Below are 17,636 nucleotides of genomic sequence, written 5' to 3'. Positions count from 1 at the left end.
CATTTTCAGCGGTTATGTTAGGGGAAACTCATAACGATAATTAACGACAGGGCATCACACCTGTACCAGTGACCGTGCGGAAAATGACTTCTGCCGTCAGTCCGTAAACAAAAGCCTGGAGGCAAACCATGGAGATGTTGTCTGGAGCCGAGATGGTCGTCCGATCGCTTATCGATCAGGGCGTAAAGCAAGTATTCGGTTACCCCGGTGGCGCGGTGCTTGATATTTATGACGCGCTACATACCGTTGGCGGTATTGATCATGTGCTGGTGCGCCATGAGCAAGCCGCGGTGCATATGGCGGATGGTCTGGCGCGCGCGACCGGTGAGGTGGGCGTGGTGCTGGTGACTTCCGGCCCTGGCGCCACCAACGCGATTACCGGTATCGCTACGGCTTATATGGACTCCATTCCGCTGGTGGTGCTGTCAGGCCAGGTCGCAACCTCGCTGATTGGCTACGATGCATTTCAGGAGTGCGACATGGTGGGGATCTCCCGCCCGGTGGTTAAACACAGTTTCCTGGTGAAGCAAACCGAAGATATCCCGACGGTGCTGAAAAAGGCGTTCTGGCTCGCCGCCAGCGGCAGACCAGGCCCGGTGGTGGTCGATTTGCCGAAAGATATCCTCAACCCGGCGAAAAAGCTGCCGTATGTCTGGCCGGAAACCGTCAGCATGCGCTCTTACAACCCGACAACGCAGGGCCATAAAGGGCAGATCAAACGCGCCCTGCAAACGCTTATCGCCGCGAAAAAGCCGGTCATGTACGTGGGCGGCGGCGCGATTACCGCCGCCTGTGAAAATGAACTGCGCGCCGTGGCGGAAAAACTCAACGTGCCGGTGGTCTCTTCATTAATGGGGCTGGGTGCGTTTCCGGGCACGCACCGTCAGGCGCTGGGGATGCTCGGAATGCACGGCACCTTTGAAGCGAACATGACGATGCATAATGCGGACGTTATTTTCGCAGTCGGCGTGCGCTTTGACGATCGCACGACCAATAACCTCGCGAAGTACTGCCCGAACGCCACCGTGCTGCATATCGATATCGACCCGACGTCTATCTCTAAAACCGTGGCGGCGGATGTGCCGATTGTCGGCGACGCGCGCCAGGTGCTGAGTCAGATGCTGGAACTGCTGGGCCAGGAAGAGAGCCAGCAGCCGCTGGACGATATTCGCGACTGGTGGCAGCAGATTGAACAGTGGCGCGCCCGTCAGTGCCTGAATTACGACCGCGAAAGCGGCAGCATTAAACCGCAGGCGGCTATCGAAACGCTGTATCGTCTGACCAAAGGCGATGCCTACGTGACGTCCGATGTAGGCCAGCATCAGATGTTTGCGGCGCTCCATTACACCTTTGATAAACCGCGCCGCTGGATAAACTCCGGCGGGCTTGGGACGATGGGCTTCGGCTTGCCGGCGGCGCTCGGCGTGAAGCTCGCGTTACCGGAAGAGACCGTCGTGTGTGTGACCGGCGACGGCAGTATCCAGATGAATATTCAGGAGCTTTCCACCGCGCTGCAATATGAGTTGCCGGTACTGGTGCTTAACCTCAACAACCGCTATCTGGGCATGGTGAAGCAGTGGCAGGACATGATTTACTCTGGACGCCACTCGCAGTCCTATATGGAATCGCTGCCGGATTTCGTCAAACTGGCGGAGGCTTACGGCCATATCGGGATTTCCATCACTCGCCCGGAAGAGCTGGAAAGCAAACTCAGCGAGGCGCTGGAACATGTGCGCAATAACCGGCTGGTGTTTGTCGATGTCACCGTGGACGGCACCGAGCACGTTTATCCGATGCAGGTTCGCGGCGGTGGAATGGATGAAATGTGGTTAAGCAAAACGGAGAGAACCTGATTATGCGCCGGATATTATCAGTATTGCTGGAAAACGAATCGGGCTCGTTGTCTCGTGTGATTGGGCTTTTCGCACAGCGCGGCTATAACATCGAAAGCCTGACCGTAGCACCGACCGACGATCCGACACTCTCCAGGATGACCATCCAGACAGTCGGTGACGAAAAAGTCCTTGAGCAGATCGAAAAGCAGCTGCATAAGCTGGTGGACGTGCTGCGCGTCAGCGAGCTGGGGCAGGGCGCGCATGTCGAGCGCGAAATCATGCTGGTGAAAATTCAGGCGAGCGGTTACGGGCGTGAAGAAGTGAAACGCAGCGCGGAGATTTTCCGCGGGCAGATTATCGACGTCACGCCGTCGCTTTATACCGTGCAGCTGGCGGGTACCAGCGAAAAGCTCGACGCGTTTCTCGCAAGCATTCGCGATGTGGCGAAAATTGTGGAAGTGGCGCGCTCTGGCGTAGTGGGCCTCTCCCGCGGCGAAAAGATCATGCGTTAGTCTTGTTATTGCCTTGTTATGCATCCGCCCGGCACCTGCCGGGCTTTTTTTTGCAGCAGGCGCGACAGGCGCGCGCAAAAGCAGTTGCTCAGGGTACTATTCTGCGCTTAGATGTTAAGGATTTTAACTTATAACCCTTGAAAGGTTATGGAGTAACACTCTTGTTAAGGGGTAAACGTGAAACTGGATGAAATCGCGCGGCTGGCTGGCGTGTCGCGCACCACGGCGAGCTACGTCATTAATGGAAAAGCCCGGCAGTACCGTGTGAGTGATAAAACCGTTGAGAAAGTGATGGCGGTGGTGCGTGAGCATAATTACCACCCGAACGCCGTCGCCGCAGGCCTGCGCGCAGGAAGAACACGCTCGATTGGCCTTGTTATCCCCGATCTTGAAAACACCAGCTATACCCGCATCGCCAACTATCTTGAGCGCCAGGCGCGCCAGCGCGGATATCAGCTGCTTATCGCCTGTTCTGAAGATCAGCCCGATAACGAAATGCGCTGCATTGAGCATCTGCTGCAACGCCAGGTTGACGCTATCATCGTTTCTACTTCTTTACCGCCTGAACATCCGTTTTACCAGCGCTGGGCGAACGACGCATTTCCGATCGTGGCGCTGGACCGGGCGCTGGATCGCGAACACTTCACCAGCGTCGTCGGTGCCGATCAGGACGATGCGGAAATGCTGGCAAGCGAGCTGCGCACGTTCCCGGCTGAAACCGTCCTCTATCTGGGCGCGCTGCCGGAGCTCTCGGTAAGTTTTCTGCGCGAGCAAGGCTTCCGCACCGCGTGGAAAGATGACCCGCGCGAAGTGCATTTCCTTTATGCCAACAGCTACGAGCGTGAAGCCGCCGCCGCGCTGTTTGAAAAATGGCTGGAAACGCACCCGATGCCACAGGCGCTGTTCACCACCTCTTTCGCTTTATTGCAGGGCGTAATGGACGTGACGCTGAAGCGCGAAGGGCGCTTGCCGTCAGAGCTCGCTATCGCGACGTTTGGCGATAACGAACTGCTCGATTTCCTGCAATGCCCGGTTCTTGCCGTGGCGCAGCGCCATCGCGATGTCGCGGAGCGCGTGCTGGAGCTGGTGCTGGCAAGCCTCGATGAGCCACGCAAACCTCGGCCTGGTCTCACCCGTATTCGCCGTAATCTATACCGGCGTGGCAGTTTAAGCCGTCGTTAAAGCTAAGTACAAAAAGACAAAAAGGCAGCTTCGGCTGCCTTTTCTTTGGATTCAGATAATTCCGGCACCTTTTTACACATTCTGACACTCCCTCTCCTGACGATGAAGAAACGGTGCGAGCTACCGTATAAGTGGTAACCAATCATTTCTTGTGTGTAAATTTGTAACCGGGCAGATGTCTTAAGCCGCAGGCGTATGGTTTTTGTTTTCAGGCGTTTCCCGAACGGTTGAGAAAAGCGCGCTAAACCACAGCAGACGCTGTTAACTCCAGGGCTTTTCCCTTAAAATGCCGCTCGCGTCGCAAACTCAACACTTAGTCCTCTTCACCGATCGTATTAAGTGGTTTTTAACGGTCCTGTGTGTATTCGTCTTTTTTCTTACAAATATTCATAGCGTTAATTTTGCCTCGTTAGCATGGCAGGGATTTTATTTGCCGCTTTCTCTTTGTCAGCGCCGAATCTTTTGTTGAAGGCTGCCCCGGTGCTGGCTTGACAAGCTTTTCCTCCGCTCCGTAAACTCCGGTGGGTGGGATTTTGTGGGATAAAGTGGTGAAAAAGGGCAGAGCTCAGTGAGGCTTTAATGTTTCGTGGCGCAACGTTGGTGAATCTCGACAGCAAAGGGCGGTTATCCGTTCCGACGCGCTATCGCGATTTATTGAACGACGCCTCGTCCGGCCAGATGGTTTGCACCATTGATATTCACCATCCCTGCCTGTTGCTTTATACCCTGCCCGAATGGGTCATTATTGAACAAAAATTGTCGCGTCTGTCGAGCATGAACCCCGCAGAACGTCGCGTGCAGCGCCTGCTGCTGGGCCATGCCAGCGAATGCCAGATGGACAGTGCGGGCCGTCTTTTATTAGCACCCGTTTTACGGCAACACGCCGGATTGACCAAACAAGTGATGCTGGTCGGGCAGTTCAATAAGTTTGAGCTGTGGGACGAAGCGACCTGGCATCAACAGGTCAGGGAAGATATCGACGCTGAGCAGTCATCTTCTGAAGTGTTGTCGGAACGGCTGCAGGATTTGTCTTTATAAAATATGATGGAAAATTATAAACATACGACGGTGCTCCTGGACGAGGCCGTCAATGGCCTGAATATACGTCCGGACGGCATTTACATTGACGGCACTTTTGGCCGCGGCGGACACTCGCGCCTTATCCTTTCACAGCTGGGCGAACAGGGCCGATTACTGGCGATCGATCGCGATCCGCAGGCGATCGCGGCGGCCGCTGCCATTGACGATCCGCGTTTCTCCATCATTCATGGCCCTTTCTCGGCGCTCGGCGATTACGTTCGCGAACGCGAGTTACAGGGCAAAATCGACGGCATCCTTCTCGATCTCGGCGTTTCATCGCCGCAACTTGACGACCCTGAGCGCGGCTTCTCCTTTATGCGCGATGGCCCGCTCGATATGCGCATGGATCCTACCCGTGGGCAATCTGCCGCCGAATGGCTGCGCAACGCGGAAGAAGCGGATATCGCCTGGGTGCTGAAAACCTTCGGCGAAGAGCGCTTTGCTAAACGTATCGCGCGCGCCATTGTCGAGCGCAACCGCGAACTGCCCATGACCCGCACCAAAGAGCTGGCAGAAGTCGTGGCAGCCGCGACGCCGGTGAAAGATAAGTTCAAACACCCCGCCACCCGCACCTTCCAGGCGGTGCGCATCTGGGTGAACAGCGAACTTGAAGAGATTGAGCAGGCGCTGAAAGGCGCGGTCGAGGTGCTGGCGCCGGGCGGACGGCTTTCGGTTATCAGCTTCCACTCGCTGGAAGATCGCCTGGTGAAACGCTTTATGCGCGAGCAGAGCCGCGGCCCGCAGGTGCCGGCCGGTTTGCCGATGACCGAAGCGCAGCTGCAAAAGCTCGGTGGTCGCGAACTGCGCGCGCTTGGCAAGCTGATGCCGGGCGAGGCGGAAGTGGCTGAGAACCCGCGCGCGCGCAGCTCCGTACTGCGCGTCGCCGAGAGGACGGGCGCATGATAAGCCGGGTGACAGAGACCTTAAGCAAAGTAACCGGATCGCTTAGCAGCACGGAACGTCATGCGCTGCCTGCCGTGATCGGCGGCGATCTTCTGCGCTACGGGAAACTGCCGCTCTTTCTGTTTATTGCCATTATCGTGACCGCGATTTTCGTGGTCACCACCGCGCACCACACTCGCCTGCTGACCGCGCAGCGCGAGCAACTGGTGCTGGAACGCGATGCGCTGGATATCGAATGGCGCAACCTGATCCTTGAAGAAAACGCGCTCGGCGATCACAGCCGGGTAGAACGGATCGCAACGGAAAAGCTGCAAATGCAGCATGTCGATCCCTCGCAGGAAAATATTGTGGTGCAGAAATAAGGACTGACCAGGCGAATGAAAGCAGCAGCAAAGACGCTTAAACCAAAACGTCAGGAAGAACAGGCCAACTTTATCAGTTGGCGTTTTGCGTTGCTTTGCGGCTGCATTTTGCTGGCTCTGGCGTTTCTGCTGGCGCGCGTCGCCTGGTTGCAGATTATTGACCCGGATATGCTGGTGCGTCAGGGGGATATGCGCTCGCTGCGCGTGCAGGAGGTTTCTACCGCGCGAGGCATGATAACCGACCGCTCCGGCCGACCGCTCGCGGTCAGCGTGCCGGTAAAAGCTATCTGGGCTGACCCGAAAGAGCTGCACGACGCAGGCGGTATTACGCTCGACAACCGCTGGAAGGCGCTCTCCGACGCGCTGAAAATTCCGCTCGATCAACTGGCCGCGCGCGTCAATGCCAACCCGAAAGGCCGCTTTATCTATCTCGCGCGCCAGGTCAACCCGGACATTGGCGATTACATCAAAAAGCTTAAGCTCCCTGGTATTCACCTGCGCGAAGAGTCGCGCCGTTACTATCCTTCCGGCGCAGTGACCGCTCACCTCATCGGCTTTACCAACGTCGACAGCCAGGGGATTGAGGGTGTCGAAAAAAGCTTTGATAAATGGCTCACCGGCCAGCCCGGCGAGCGTATCGTGCGTAAAGACCGCTATGGCCGCGTCATTGAGGATATCTCCTCGACCGACAGCCAGGCGGCGCACAACCTGGCGCTCAGCATTGACGAACGCCTCCAGGCGCTGGTTTACCGTGAGCTTAACAACGCCGTCGCGTTCAACAAGGCGGAATCCGGCAGCGCCGTGCTGGTGGATGTGAATACCGGCGAAGTGCTGGCGATGGCCAATAGCCCCTCTTATAACCCGAACAACATCACCGGCACGCCGAAAGACGTAATGCGTAACCGCACCATTACGGACGTTTTCGAGCCAGGTTCTACGGTGAAACCGATGGTGGTCATGACGGCGCTGCAACGCGGCGTGGTTCAGGAAAATACGGTGCTCAACACCGTTCCGTACCGCATTAACGGTCACGAGATTAAAGACGTCGCCCGCTACAGCGAGCTGACCCTTACCGGGGTGTTACAGAAGTCGAGTAACGTCGGGGTTTCTAAACTGGCGTTAGCGATGCCCTCCTCAGCGTTAGTAGATACTTACTCACGCTTTGGACTTGGAAAGTCGACCAATCTGGGGCTGGTCGGAGAGCGCAGTGGCTTATTCCCACAAAAACAACGGTGGTCTGACATAGAGAGGGCCACCTTCTCATTCGGCTACGGGCTAATGGTAACGCCGTTACAGTTAGCGCGAGTCTACGCAACCATCGGCAGCTACGGCGTCTACCGCCCGCTGTCGATTACCAAAGTCGATCCGCCCGTGCCGGGCGAGCGCATTTTCCCGGAATCTATCGTGCGCACCGTGGTGCATATGATGGAAAGTGTGGCGCTGCCTGGCGGCGGCGGCGTGAAGGCGGCGATCAAAGGCTACCGCATTGCGATTAAAACCGGTACGGCGAAAAAAGTCGGGCCGGACGGGCGTTATATCAACAAATACATTGCTTACACCGCAGGCGTTGCACCTGCCAGCAATCCGCGTTTCGCGCTGGTGGTGGTGATTAACGATCCGCAGGCGGGCAAATACTACGGCGGCGCCGTTTCCGCGCCGGTCTTCGGTGCCATCATGGGCGGCGTGCTGCGCACCATGAACATCGAGCCGGATGCGCTGACAACGGGCGAAAAAAGTGAATTCGTAATTAATCGAGAAGAGGGAACAGGTGGCAGATCGTAATTTGCGCGACCTTCTCGCTCCGTGGGTAGCTGGTCTGCCTGCGCGAGCTCTGCGGGAGATGACCCTGGACAGCCGCGTGGCGGCGGCGGGGGATCTCTTTGTGGCGGTGGTCGGTCATCAGGCGGACGGGCGTCGGTATATCCCGCAGGCGATAGCGCAAGGTGTAGCTGCCATCGTCGCCGAAGCGAAAGGCGAGGCGACGGACGGCGAAGTCCGTGAGATCCACGGCGTGCCGGTTATCTATTTAAGCCAACTGAACGAGCGTCTCTCGGCGCTGGCGGGGCGTTTTTATGATGAGCCATCCGAGCGTCTGCGCCTGATTGGCGTGACGGGCACCAACGGTAAAACCACCACCACGCAGCTTATCGCGCAGTGGTGCCAGCGGCTGGGCGAAACCAGCGCCGTGATGGGCACGGTAGGCAACGGGTTACTTGGCAAAGTGATGCCGACGGAAAACACCACCGGCTCTGCGGTGGATGTTCAGCATGTGCTGTCAGGTCTTGCGGCACAGGGCGCGACCGTGGCCGCGATGGAAGTCTCTTCCCACGGTCTGGTACAGCATCGCGTGGCGGCACTGAAATTCGCCGCCACGGTATTTACCAATTTAAGCCGCGATCATCTCGACTATCACGGCGATATGGAACATTACGAAGCGGCAAAATGGCTACTGTTTTCCGCACACCATTACGGACAGGCGGTGATCAACGCCGATGATGAAGTGGGCCGCCGGTGGCTGGCGAAGCTGCCGGATGCCGTCGCGGTGTCGATGGAAAACAACATTAATCCGGGCTGTCACGGCCGCTGGCTGCGCGCGGATGCGGTGGAGTATCACGACCGCGGCGCGACGCTGCGCTTCAGCTCCTCATGGGGCGATGGCGAAATCGAAAGCCGCCTGATGGGCGCGTTTAACGTCAGCAATCTATTGCTGGCGCTCGGCACGCTGCTGGCGCTCGGTTACCCGCTCGCCGCGCTGCTCGAAAGCGCGCCGCGCCTCCAGCCGGTTAACGGGCGCATGGAAGTCTTCAGCGCGCCGGGCAAACCGACCGTGGTGGTTGATTACGCCCACACGCCGGATGCGCTCGAAAAAGCGTTGCAGGCCGCGCGTCTGCACTGTGCGGGCAAGCTGTGGTGCGTATTCGGTTGCGGCGGCGATCGCGATAAAGGCAAACGCCCGCTGATGGGCGCGATTGCCGAGCAATTCGCCGATGTCGTGGTGGTCACAGATGACAACCCGCGCACCGAAGATCCGAAGGCGATCATCGCCGATATCCTGACCGGCATGCTGGATGCGGGCCGCGCGCGGGTCGTTGAAGGCCGCGCCGAAGCCGTGACCAACGCCATTATGCAGGCGGCGGAAAACGACGTCGTGCTGCTGGCGGGCAAAGGCCATGAGGATTACCAGATTGTCGGCACCCGCCGACTTGATTATTCCGATCGCGTCACTGCGGCGCGTCTGCTGGGAGCAGTGGCATGATTCGCGTATCTCTGAGCCAGCTTGCCGCCATTCTGAATGGCGAGCTGCACGGCGCCGATGCTGATATCGACGCGGTTACGACCGACACCCGCAAACTGACGCCAGGCTGCTTGTTTGTGGCGCTGAAAGGCGAGCGTTTCGACGCGCACGATTTTGCAGGCCAGGCGCAGGCGGGCGGCGCGGGCGCGCTGCTGGTGAGCCGCAAGCTGGATATCGACCTGCCGCAGCTGGTGGTCGCCGACACGCGTCTGGCGTTTGGCGAACTGGCGGCGTGGGTCAGACAACAGGTGCCCGCGCGGGTGGTCGCGCTGACGGGTTCTTCCGGCAAAACCTCGGTGAAAGAGATGACCGCCGCCATTCTTGGCGAGTGCGGCAACACGCTCTACACCGCAGGCAACCTGAATAATGACATCGGCGTACCGATGACGCTGCTGCGTCTCACGCCAGAGCACGAGTACGCGGTAATTGAGCTTGGCGCGAACCATCAGGGCGAAATCGCCTGGACCGTGAGCCTGACGCGCCCGGAAGCCGCGCTGGTCAATAACCTGGCGGCGGCGCATCTGGAAGGCTTCGGCTCGCTCGCGGGCGTGGCAAAAGCTAAAGGTGAAATCTTCACTGGCTTGCCGGCAAACGGCATCGCGATTCTGAACGCTGATAATAACGACTGGCTGAACTGGCAGAGCGTCATTGGCGATCGCAAGGTCTGGCGCTTCTCGCCGAACCTCGATACCAGCGATTTCAGCGCCACCAATATTCATATCACCAGCCACGGCACCGAATTTACGCTGCGTACGCCAACGGGCGACGTGGACGTTCTGCTGCCGCTGCCAGGGCGTCACAACATTGCTAACGCGCTCGCCGCCTCGGCGCTGGCGATGGCCGTCGGCGCGCCGCTTCAGGCGATTAAAGCCGGTCTTGCGAAGCTCAAAGCAGTGCCAGGGCGTCTGTTCCCGGTGCATCTCGGTGAAAACCAGCTGTTGCTGGATGACAGCTACAACGCCAACGTTGGCTCTATGACCGCTGCCGCGCAGGTGCTCTCTGAAATGCCCGGCTATCGCGTGATGGTGGTGGGCGACATGGCGGAGCTTGGCGATGAAGCCGAAGCCTGCCATCAGCAGGTGGGCGAAGCGGCGAAAGCCGCAGGCATCGATAAAGTCCTGAGCGTCGGCACCCTCAGCGAAGGCATCAGCCGCGCCAGCGGCGTAGGCGAACATTTCCGCGATAAGCAGGCCGTGATTGCACGCCTGAAGACGCTTATCAACGAGCATTCCATTATTACCCTTTTAGTGAAAGGTTCACGTAGTGCTGCCATGGAAGAGGTGGTGCGCGCATTACAGGAGAACAGGACATGTTAGTGTGGCTGGCCGAGCATCTGGTCAAATATTATTCCGGCTTTAACGTCTTTTCGTATCTGACGTTTCGCGCCATCGTCAGCCTGCTGACCGCGCTGTTTATTTCGTTATGGATGGGACCGCGCCTGATCGCGCATTTACAGAAGCTTTCCTTCGGGCAGGTTGTGCGTAACGACGGCCCGGAGTCGCATTTCAGCAAACGCGGCACGCCGACCATGGGCGGCATCATGATCCTCACCTCTATTGTGGTGTCGGTGCTGCTGTGGGCTTACCCTTCCAACCCGTATGTCTGGTGCGTGCTGTTTGTGCTGGTCGGTTACGGCGCGGTGGGCTTCGTTGATGATTACCGCAAGGTGGTGCGTAAAGACACCAAGGGCCTGATCGCCCGCTGGAAATATTTCTGGATGTCGCTGATTGCCCTGACGGTGGCGTTTGCGCTTTACATCACCGGTAAAGGCACGCCTGCAACAGAACTGGTGGTGCCGTTCTTTAAAGACGTGATGCCGCAGCTCGGCATTTTCTATGTGCTGCTCGCTTATTTCGTTATTGTCGGCACCGGCAACGCGGTAAACCTGACCGACGGTCTGGACGGCCTCGCCATTATGCCTACCGTACTGGTGGCAGGCGGTTTCGCGCTGGTGGCGTGGGCGACCGGTAACATGAATTTCGCAAGCTACCTGCATATTCCGTATCTGCGTCACGCGGGTGAGCTGGTGATTGTCTGCACCGCGATTGTCGGCGCGGGTCTGGGCTTTCTGTGGTTTAACACCTATCCGGCGCAGGTCTTTATGGGCGATGTCGGCTCGCTGGCCTTGGGCGGCGCGCTCGGCATTATCGCCGTGCTGCTGCGTCAGGAGTTCCTGCTGGTGATTATGGGCGGCGTTTTCGTGGTGGAAACCCTGTCGGTCATCCTGCAGGTAGGCTCCTTTAAGCTGCGCGGACAGCGCATTTTTCGCATGGCGCCGATTCATCACCACTATGAACTGAAAGGCTGGCCGGAGCCGCGCGTGATCGTGCGCTTCTGGGTGATTTCGCTGATGCTGGTGCTGATTGGCCTGGCTACGCTTAAGGTACGTTAAACATGGCAGATTATCAGGGTAAAAAAGTCGTCATCATCGGGCTTGGGTTAACCGGCCTTTCCTGCGTGGACTTTTTCCTGGCGCGCGGCGTGACGCCGCGCGTGATGGATACCCGAATCTCCCCGCCGGGGCTGGATAAGCTGCCGGAAGAGGTGGAGCGCCATCTCGGCTCGCTCAATGAAAACTGGCTGATGAACGCCGATCTGATCGTCGCAAGCCCTGGCATCGCTCTCGCGCATCCGGCGCTGAGCGCGGCGGCAGAAGCAGGCGTTGAGATTGTTGGCGATATCGAACTGTTTTGTCGCGAAGCGCAGGCACCTGTCATCGCCATTACCGGCTCGAACGGCAAAAGCACCGTAACGACGCTGGTGGGCGAAATGGCGAAAGCGGCGGGTGTTAACGTGGGCGTGGGTGGCAATATTGGCCTGCCCGCGCTGATGCTGCTGGAAGAGGGCCGCGAGCTGTATGTACTTGAGCTTTCCAGCTTCCAGCTCGAAACCACCTTTAGCCTGAAGGCCGCCGCCGCGACCATTCTTAACGTCACCGAAGATCATATGGATCGTTATCCGCTCGGGTTGCAGCAGTATCGTGCGGCGAAGTTACGGATATATGAAAACGCGACGGTGTGCGTGGTAAACGCCGACGACGCGCTGACCATGCCGGTACGCGGCGCGGACGAGCGCTGCGTGAGCTTCGGCATTGATGTCGGGGATTATCACCTTAACCGTCAGCAGGGCGAAATCTGGCTGCGCGTGCGGGGCGAGAAAGTCCTTAACGTGAAAGAGATGAAGCTCGTTGGCCAGCACAACTACACCAACGCCCTGGCGGCGCTGGCGCTGGCGGATGCCGCAGGCCTGCCGCGTGCCAGTAGTCTGAAAGCGCTGACGACGTTTGGCGGGCTGGCGCACCGTTTCCAGCTCGCTTATGAGCATAACGGCGTGCGCTGGATTAACGATTCCAAAGCCACCAATGTCGGCAGCACCGAGGCGGCGCTCAACGGCCTGCATCTCGACGGCACGCTGCATTTACTGTTGGGTGGCGACGGCAAATCCGCCGATTTCTCACCGCTTGCGCATTACCTGACGGGCGATCGCGTGCGTCTCTACTGCTTTGGCCGTGACGGCGACGCGCTGGCGGCGCTGCGCCCTGAAATCTCCGAGCGCATGGACACCATGGAAGAGGCGATGAAAGTCATCGCCGGACGCGTTCAGCCAGGCGACATGGTCTTGCTCTCGCCCGCCTGCGCGAGCCTCGATCAGTTTAAAAACTTCGAACAGCGCGGCGACGTGTTTACGCGTCTTGCGAAGGAGCTTGGCTGATGCGCTTATCGCTCCCACGCCTTCGCCTGCCGCGGTTCCCCGGAATGGGCATTCTTGCCTGGATTTTCCGGGCGCTTCGCGGCTGGGTGATGGGCTCTCGCGAGAAAGACACCACCAGCCTTGTGATGTACGACCGTACGCTGCTCTGGCTGACGCTGGGGCTGGCGGCGATTGGCTTCATCATGGTGACGTCAGCGTCAATGCCGGTTGGTCAGCGTCTGGCGAACGATCCGTTCCTGTTCGCCAAGCGTGACGGTATCTATCTGCTGCTGGCGTTTGGCCTGGCGCTGATTACGCTGCGCCTGCCGATGGAGTTCTGGCAGCGCCACAGCGCGGCGATGCTTATCGCCTCAATTGTGATGCTGCTTATCGTGCTCGTGGTGGGCAGTTCGGTGAACGGTGCGTCGCGCTGGATTGCGCTCGGCCCGCTGCGTATTCAGCCAGCGGAATTCTCTAAGCTGTCGCTCTTTTGTTATCTGTCGAACTACCTGGTGCGTAAGGTCGATGAAGTGCGCAACAACCTGCGCGGCTTCTTAAAACCGATGGGCGTCATTCTGGTGATGGCGGTACTGCTGCTGGCGCAGCCTGACCTCGGTACGGTGGTGGTGCTGTTCGTGACAACACTTGCGATGCTCTTTCTCGCAGGCGCCAAGCTCTGGCAGTTCATCGCGATTATCGGCATGGGCATTTCGGCGGTCGTGCTGCTGATCCTCGCCGAACCTTACCGTATTCGCCGCGTCACCTCGTTCTGGAACCCGTGGGAAGATCCCTTCGGCAGCGGCTACCAGCTGACCCAGTCGCTGATGGCGTTTGGCCGCGGCGAGTTGTGGGGGCAGGGGCTTGGGAATTCGGTGCAGAAACTGGAGTATTTACCCGAAGCGCATACCGACTTCATCTTCTCCATTATTGGGGAAGAACTGGGATATATCGGTGTGGTACTGGCGCTTTTGATGGTATTCTTCGTGGCTTTTCGCGCCATGTCGATAGGGCGTCGCGCGCTGGAAACCGATCAGCGTTTCGCGGGCTTTTTGGCCTGTTCTATCGGTATCTGGTTTAGTTTCCAGGCGCTAGTTAACGTCGGCGCGGCGGCGGGTATGCTGCCGACCAAAGGCCTGACGCTGCCGCTTATCAGTTACGGCGGTTCGAGCCTGCTGATTATGTCGACGGCGATTATGTTGTTGTTACGCATAGATTATGAAACGCGTCTGGAGAAAGCGCAGGCGTTTACACGAGGTTCACGATGAGTGGTCAACCAAAGCGGCTGATGGTGATGGCGGGCGGAACGGGCGGACACGTCTTTCCAGGACTTGCCGTAGCGCACCATCTGATGGCGCAGGGATGGCAGGTTCGCTGGCTGGGGACCGCCGATCGCATGGAAGCAGACCTGGTGCCGAAACACGGCATTGAGATCGATTTTATCCGGATCTCCGGCCTGCGTGGAAAAGGCGTGAAAGCGCTGCTGCTGGCCCCGGTGCGTATTTTTAACGCCTGGCGGCAGGCGCGGGCGATCATGAAACGTTTTAAGCCCGATGTGGTGCTGGGCATGGGCGGCTATGTATCCGGCCCTGGCGGGCTGGCGGCGTGGTCGCTCGGTATTCCTGTCGTCCTGCATGAGCAGAACGGCATCGCGGGACTGACCAACAAATGGCTCGCGAAAATCGCGAGCCGCGTGATGCAGGCGTTCCCCGGCGCGTTCCCGAAGGCGGAAGTGGTGGGCAACCCGGTGCGCACCGACGTGTTGGCGCTGCCGCTGCCGCAGGCGCGTCTCGCGGGCCGTGAAGGCCCGGTGCGCGTGCTGGTGGTTGGCGGCTCGCAGGGCGCGCGCATCCTGAACCAGACGATGCCGCAGGTCGCGGCGCGTCTGGGCGATGCCGTGACTATCTGGCATCAGAGCGGTAAAGGCGCGCAGGCGGAGGTTCAGCAGGCGTATGCCGCTGCGAGCCAGCCGCAGCATAAAGTGACCGAATTTATCGATGATATGGCGGCAGCCTACGCGTGGGCGGATGTGGTGGTATGCCGCTCCGGCGCGCTGACGGTGAGCGAAATCGCTGCTGCGGGTCTGCCGGCCCTGTTTGTGCCGTTCCAGCATAAAGACCGGCAGCAATACTGGAACGCGCTGCCGCTTGAGAAAGCGGGTGCGGCGAAGATTCTGGAGCAGCCGCAGTTTACCGTCGACGCGGTAAGCGAGACGCTGAAAGGGTGGGATCGCGCTACGCTGCTTGAAATGGCTGAGCGGGCAAGAGCGGCCGCCATTCCCGACGCGACCGAAAGGGTCGCAGATGAAGTACGCGCGGTCGCCCGCGCGTGACGATTGCGGATAATGTTTGTTCCGCGTGATTGATGATGTTATGGCGTTTGCCAAAGGCTTTTAAAGAATGAATACACAACAACTGGCGAAACTGCGTTCTATCGTGCCCGAGATGCGTCGCGTCCGGCACATTCACTTCGTTGGCATCGGCGGCGCCGGTATGGGCGGTATTGCGGAAGTGCTGGCGAATGAAGGCTACCAGATCAGCGGGTCCGATCTGGCGCCGAACGCTGTCACGCAGCAGTTGACGGCGCTGGGCGCCACCATTTATTTCAACCATCGCCCGGAAAACGTGCTCGACGCGAGCGTGGTGGTGGTGTCGAGCGCTATCTCTGCGGATAACCCCGAGATCGTGGCGGCGCATGAGGCGCGTATTCCGGTTATCCGCCGCGCCGAGATGCTGGCGGAGCTGATGCGTTTTCGTCACGGTATCGCGGTTGCCGGCACTCATGGCAAAACGACGACCACTGCGATGGTATCGAGTATTTATGCCGAAGCGGGCCTCGACCCGACGTTCGTTAACGGCGGTCTGGTGAAAGCGGCGGGGACGCACGCGCGCCTCGGCAACAGCCGTTATCTGATTGCCGAAGCCGACGAGAGCGACGCGTCGTTCCTGCATTTGCAGCCGATGGTCGCGATTGTGACCAATATCGAAGCCGACCATATGGACACCTATCATGGCGACTTCGAGAACCTGAAGCAGACGTTTATTAACTTCCTGCATAACCTGCCGTTTTATGGCCGTGCGGTGATGTGTGTTGATGACCCGGTGATCCGCGAGCTGCTGCCGCGCGTCGGGCGTCAAATTACCACTTATGGTTTCAGCGAAGATGCCGATGTACGTGTGGAAAATTATCGCCAGACCGGCGCGCAGGGGCACTTCACGCTGGTGCGTCAGGACAAGCCGGAACTGCACGTAACGCTGAACGCGCCAGGCCGCCATAACGCGCTGAACGCGGCGGCGGCGGTGTCCGTAGCGACGGAAGAGGGAATTGAAGACGATGCCATTCTGCGCGCGCTGGAAAGCTTCCAGGGCACCGGACGTCGTTTTGACTTCCTGGGCGAGTTCCCGCTGGCAAACGTCAACGGTAAATCCGGCACGGCGATGCTGGTCGATGACTACGGCCATCATCCGACAGAAGTGGATGCGACCGTGCGCGCCGCCCGTGCAGGCTGGCCGGAGAAAAATCTGGTGATGATTTTCCAGCCGCACCGTTATACCCGCACGCGCGATCTCTATGACGATTTCGCTAACGTGCTGTCGCAGGTCGATGTGCTGCTGATGCTGGATGTCTATCCGGCGGGCGAAGCGCCGATTCCGGGGGCCGACAGCCGTTCGCTGTGCCGTACTATCCGCGCGCGCGGCAAAGTGGACCCGATTCTGGTCTCCGATCCGGCGCAGGTCGCCGCCATGCTGGCACCTGTGCTGTCGGGCAACGATTTGATTCTGGTTCAGGGCGCGGGCAATATCGGTAAAATCGCGCGCCAGCTGGCGGAAGCGAAGCTGCAACCCGAGGAGAACGCGCATGGCTGAAAAAATCGCTGTACTGCTGGGCGGTCACTCGGCGGAACGTGACGTCTCCCTGCAATCCGGCAGCGCGGTGCTTGCGGGCCTGAAAGAGGCGGGCGTTGACGCGTACGCTGTCGATCCGCGCGATGTGTGCGTGACGACGCTGAAAGAAGAAGGTTTCGATAAAGTCTTTATCGCGCTGCATGGTCGCGGCGGTGAAGACGGCACGCTGCAGGGGATGCTGGAGTATCTCGGCCTGCCTTATACCGGCAGCGGCGTGATGGCGTCGGCCATCACCATGGATAAATTGCGCACCAAACTGCTCTGGCAGGGCGCGGGTTTACCGGTAGCGCAGTGGGTGGCGCTGGAGCGTCAGGACATCACCGGCGGCCTTAGCGAGGCATTAAGCGCGCGTATCGCGGCGCTGGGCCTGCCGGTTATCGTGAAGCCGAGCCGCGAAGGGTCAAGCGTTGGCATGTCGAAAGTCGACAGCGCAGAAGCGTTACTGCCCGCGCTCGAACTGGCGTTTGAACACGACAGCGAAGTGCTGGTGGAGAAATGGCTGAGCGGCCCGGAATTTACGGTCGCCATCCTCGGCGATGAAATTCTGCCTTCGATCCGCATTCAGCCTGCTGGCGTGTTTTACGACTACGAGGCGAAGTATCTCTCGGACGAGACGCAATATTTTTGTCCGGCGGGCATTGATGCCGGGCGCGAGCAGGCGTTACAGGCGCTGGTGATGGACGCCTGGCGTGTGCTGGGCTGCCGGGGCTGGGGCCGCGTGGACGTGATGCAGGACAGCGACGGTGAGTTTTATCTGCTTGAGGTAAACACCGCGCCTGGCATGACCAGCCATAGTCTGGTGCCAATGGCGGCGCGTCAGGCGGGCATGAGCTTCTCGCAACTGGTGGTGCGTATTCTGGAGCTGGCGAACTGAT

15 protein-coding genes are annotated in these 17,636 nt (G+C 59.0%); all 15 read left to right on the top strand.

What is annotated here, in order from left to right; genetic code table 11:
- Positions 1–128: 128 nt before the first annotated feature.
- The 15 genes from ilvI to G6041_RS14600 all read left to right on the top strand — a co-directional run bounded on the left by ilvI (position 129) and on the right by G6041_RS14600 (position 17,635).
- Positions 129–1,853, top strand: a complete 1,725-nt coding sequence (gene ilvI / locus G6041_RS14670) for an acetolactate synthase 3 large subunit (protein WP_004386412.1) — start codon at positions 129–131, stop codon at positions 1,851–1,853.
- 2 nt (positions 1,854–1,855) lie between these two features.
- Entirely contained in the window at positions 1,856–2,347 is a 492-nt protein-coding gene (gene ilvN, locus G6041_RS14665; protein ID WP_004386411.1) for an acetolactate synthase small subunit, read from the top strand.
- A 177-nt stretch (positions 2,348–2,524) separates the two neighbouring features.
- Positions 2,525–3,529, top strand: coding sequence for a catabolite repressor/activator (cra, locus tag G6041_RS14660; protein WP_004386410.1), 1,005 nt, complete (start codon positions 2,525–2,527; stop codon positions 3,527–3,529).
- A 579-nt stretch (positions 3,530–4,108) separates the two neighbouring features.
- On the top strand, positions 4,109–4,567 hold the full coding sequence (gene mraZ / locus G6041_RS14655; protein WP_004386409.1) for a division/cell wall cluster transcriptional repressor MraZ: 459 nt from the start codon (positions 4,109–4,111) through the stop codon (positions 4,565–4,567).
- Between the two features lie 3 nt (positions 4,568–4,570).
- The gene (gene rsmH, locus G6041_RS14650; RefSeq protein ID WP_007847244.1) at positions 4,571–5,512 is read left to right on the top strand and encodes a 16S rRNA (cytosine(1402)-N(4))-methyltransferase RsmH; all 942 of its coding nucleotides are present in this window, start codon (positions 4,571–4,573) and stop codon (positions 5,510–5,512) included.
- Positions 5,509–5,874 (top strand): cell division protein FtsL, encoded by a 366-nt coding sequence (gene ftsL / locus G6041_RS14645; RefSeq protein WP_004386407.1) that lies wholly within the window; start codon positions 5,509–5,511, stop codon positions 5,872–5,874. The genes rsmH and ftsL overlap by 4 nt, the downstream gene beginning before the upstream one ends.
- A gap of 15 nt (positions 5,875–5,889) precedes the next feature.
- On the top strand, positions 5,890–7,656 hold the full coding sequence (locus tag G6041_RS14640) for a peptidoglycan glycosyltransferase FtsI (protein WP_007783870.1): 1,767 nt from the start codon (positions 5,890–5,892) through the stop codon (positions 7,654–7,656).
- Positions 7,643–9,130 (top strand): UDP-N-acetylmuramoyl-L-alanyl-D-glutamate--2,6-diaminopimelate ligase, encoded by a 1,488-nt coding sequence (gene murE, locus G6041_RS14635; RefSeq protein WP_041460612.1) that lies wholly within the window; start codon positions 7,643–7,645, stop codon positions 9,128–9,130. Before G6041_RS14640 ends, murE begins: the two co-directional genes overlap by 14 nt.
- The gene (murF, locus tag G6041_RS14630; RefSeq protein ID WP_012125765.1) at positions 9,127–10,485 is read left to right on the top strand and encodes a UDP-N-acetylmuramoyl-tripeptide--D-alanyl-D-alanine ligase; all 1,359 of its coding nucleotides are present in this window, start codon (positions 9,127–9,129) and stop codon (positions 10,483–10,485) included. The genes murE and murF overlap by 4 nt, the downstream gene beginning before the upstream one ends.
- Positions 10,479–11,561 carry a phospho-N-acetylmuramoyl-pentapeptide-transferase gene (gene mraY / locus G6041_RS14625; RefSeq protein ID WP_004386403.1) on the top strand — a complete coding sequence of 361 codons (1,083 nt, stop codon included), beginning with the start codon at positions 10,479–10,481 and terminating at the stop codon, positions 11,559–11,561. Before murF ends, mraY begins: the two co-directional genes overlap by 7 nt.
- A gap of 2 nt (positions 11,562–11,563) precedes the next feature.
- Complete coding sequence (gene murD, locus G6041_RS14620; protein WP_004386401.1) at positions 11,564–12,880, top strand: UDP-N-acetylmuramoyl-L-alanine--D-glutamate ligase; 1,317 nt, start codon at positions 11,564–11,566, stop codon at positions 12,878–12,880.
- Entirely contained in the window at positions 12,880–14,124 is a 1,245-nt protein-coding gene (gene ftsW, locus G6041_RS14615) for a cell division protein FtsW (protein ID WP_004386400.1), read from the top strand. The genes murD and ftsW overlap by 1 nt, the downstream gene beginning before the upstream one ends.
- The gene (murG, locus tag G6041_RS14610; protein WP_012125764.1) at positions 14,121–15,188 is read left to right on the top strand and encodes an undecaprenyldiphospho-muramoylpentapeptide beta-N-acetylglucosaminyltransferase; all 1,068 of its coding nucleotides are present in this window, start codon (positions 14,121–14,123) and stop codon (positions 15,186–15,188) included. Before ftsW ends, murG begins: the two co-directional genes overlap by 4 nt.
- Before the next feature lie 67 nt (positions 15,189–15,255).
- A complete protein-coding gene (gene murC, locus G6041_RS14605; RefSeq protein ID WP_007892894.1) occupies positions 15,256–16,722 on the top strand; it encodes a UDP-N-acetylmuramate--L-alanine ligase in 1,467 nt (488 codons plus the stop codon).
- Complete coding sequence (locus G6041_RS14600; protein WP_012125763.1) at positions 16,715–17,635, top strand: D-alanine--D-alanine ligase; 921 nt, start codon at positions 16,715–16,717, stop codon at positions 17,633–17,635. Before murC ends, G6041_RS14600 begins: the two co-directional genes overlap by 8 nt.
- Position 17,636: the final 1 nt, after the last annotated feature.

This window comes from Cronobacter sp. HA18003 (genome assembly GCF_011605905.1).
Lineage (GTDB): Bacteria > Pseudomonadota > Gammaproteobacteria > Enterobacterales > Enterobacteriaceae > Cronobacter > Cronobacter sakazakii.
The sequence above is the reverse complement of the archived record's forward strand: the minus strand, read 5'-3'. Positions and strand labels throughout refer to the sequence as shown.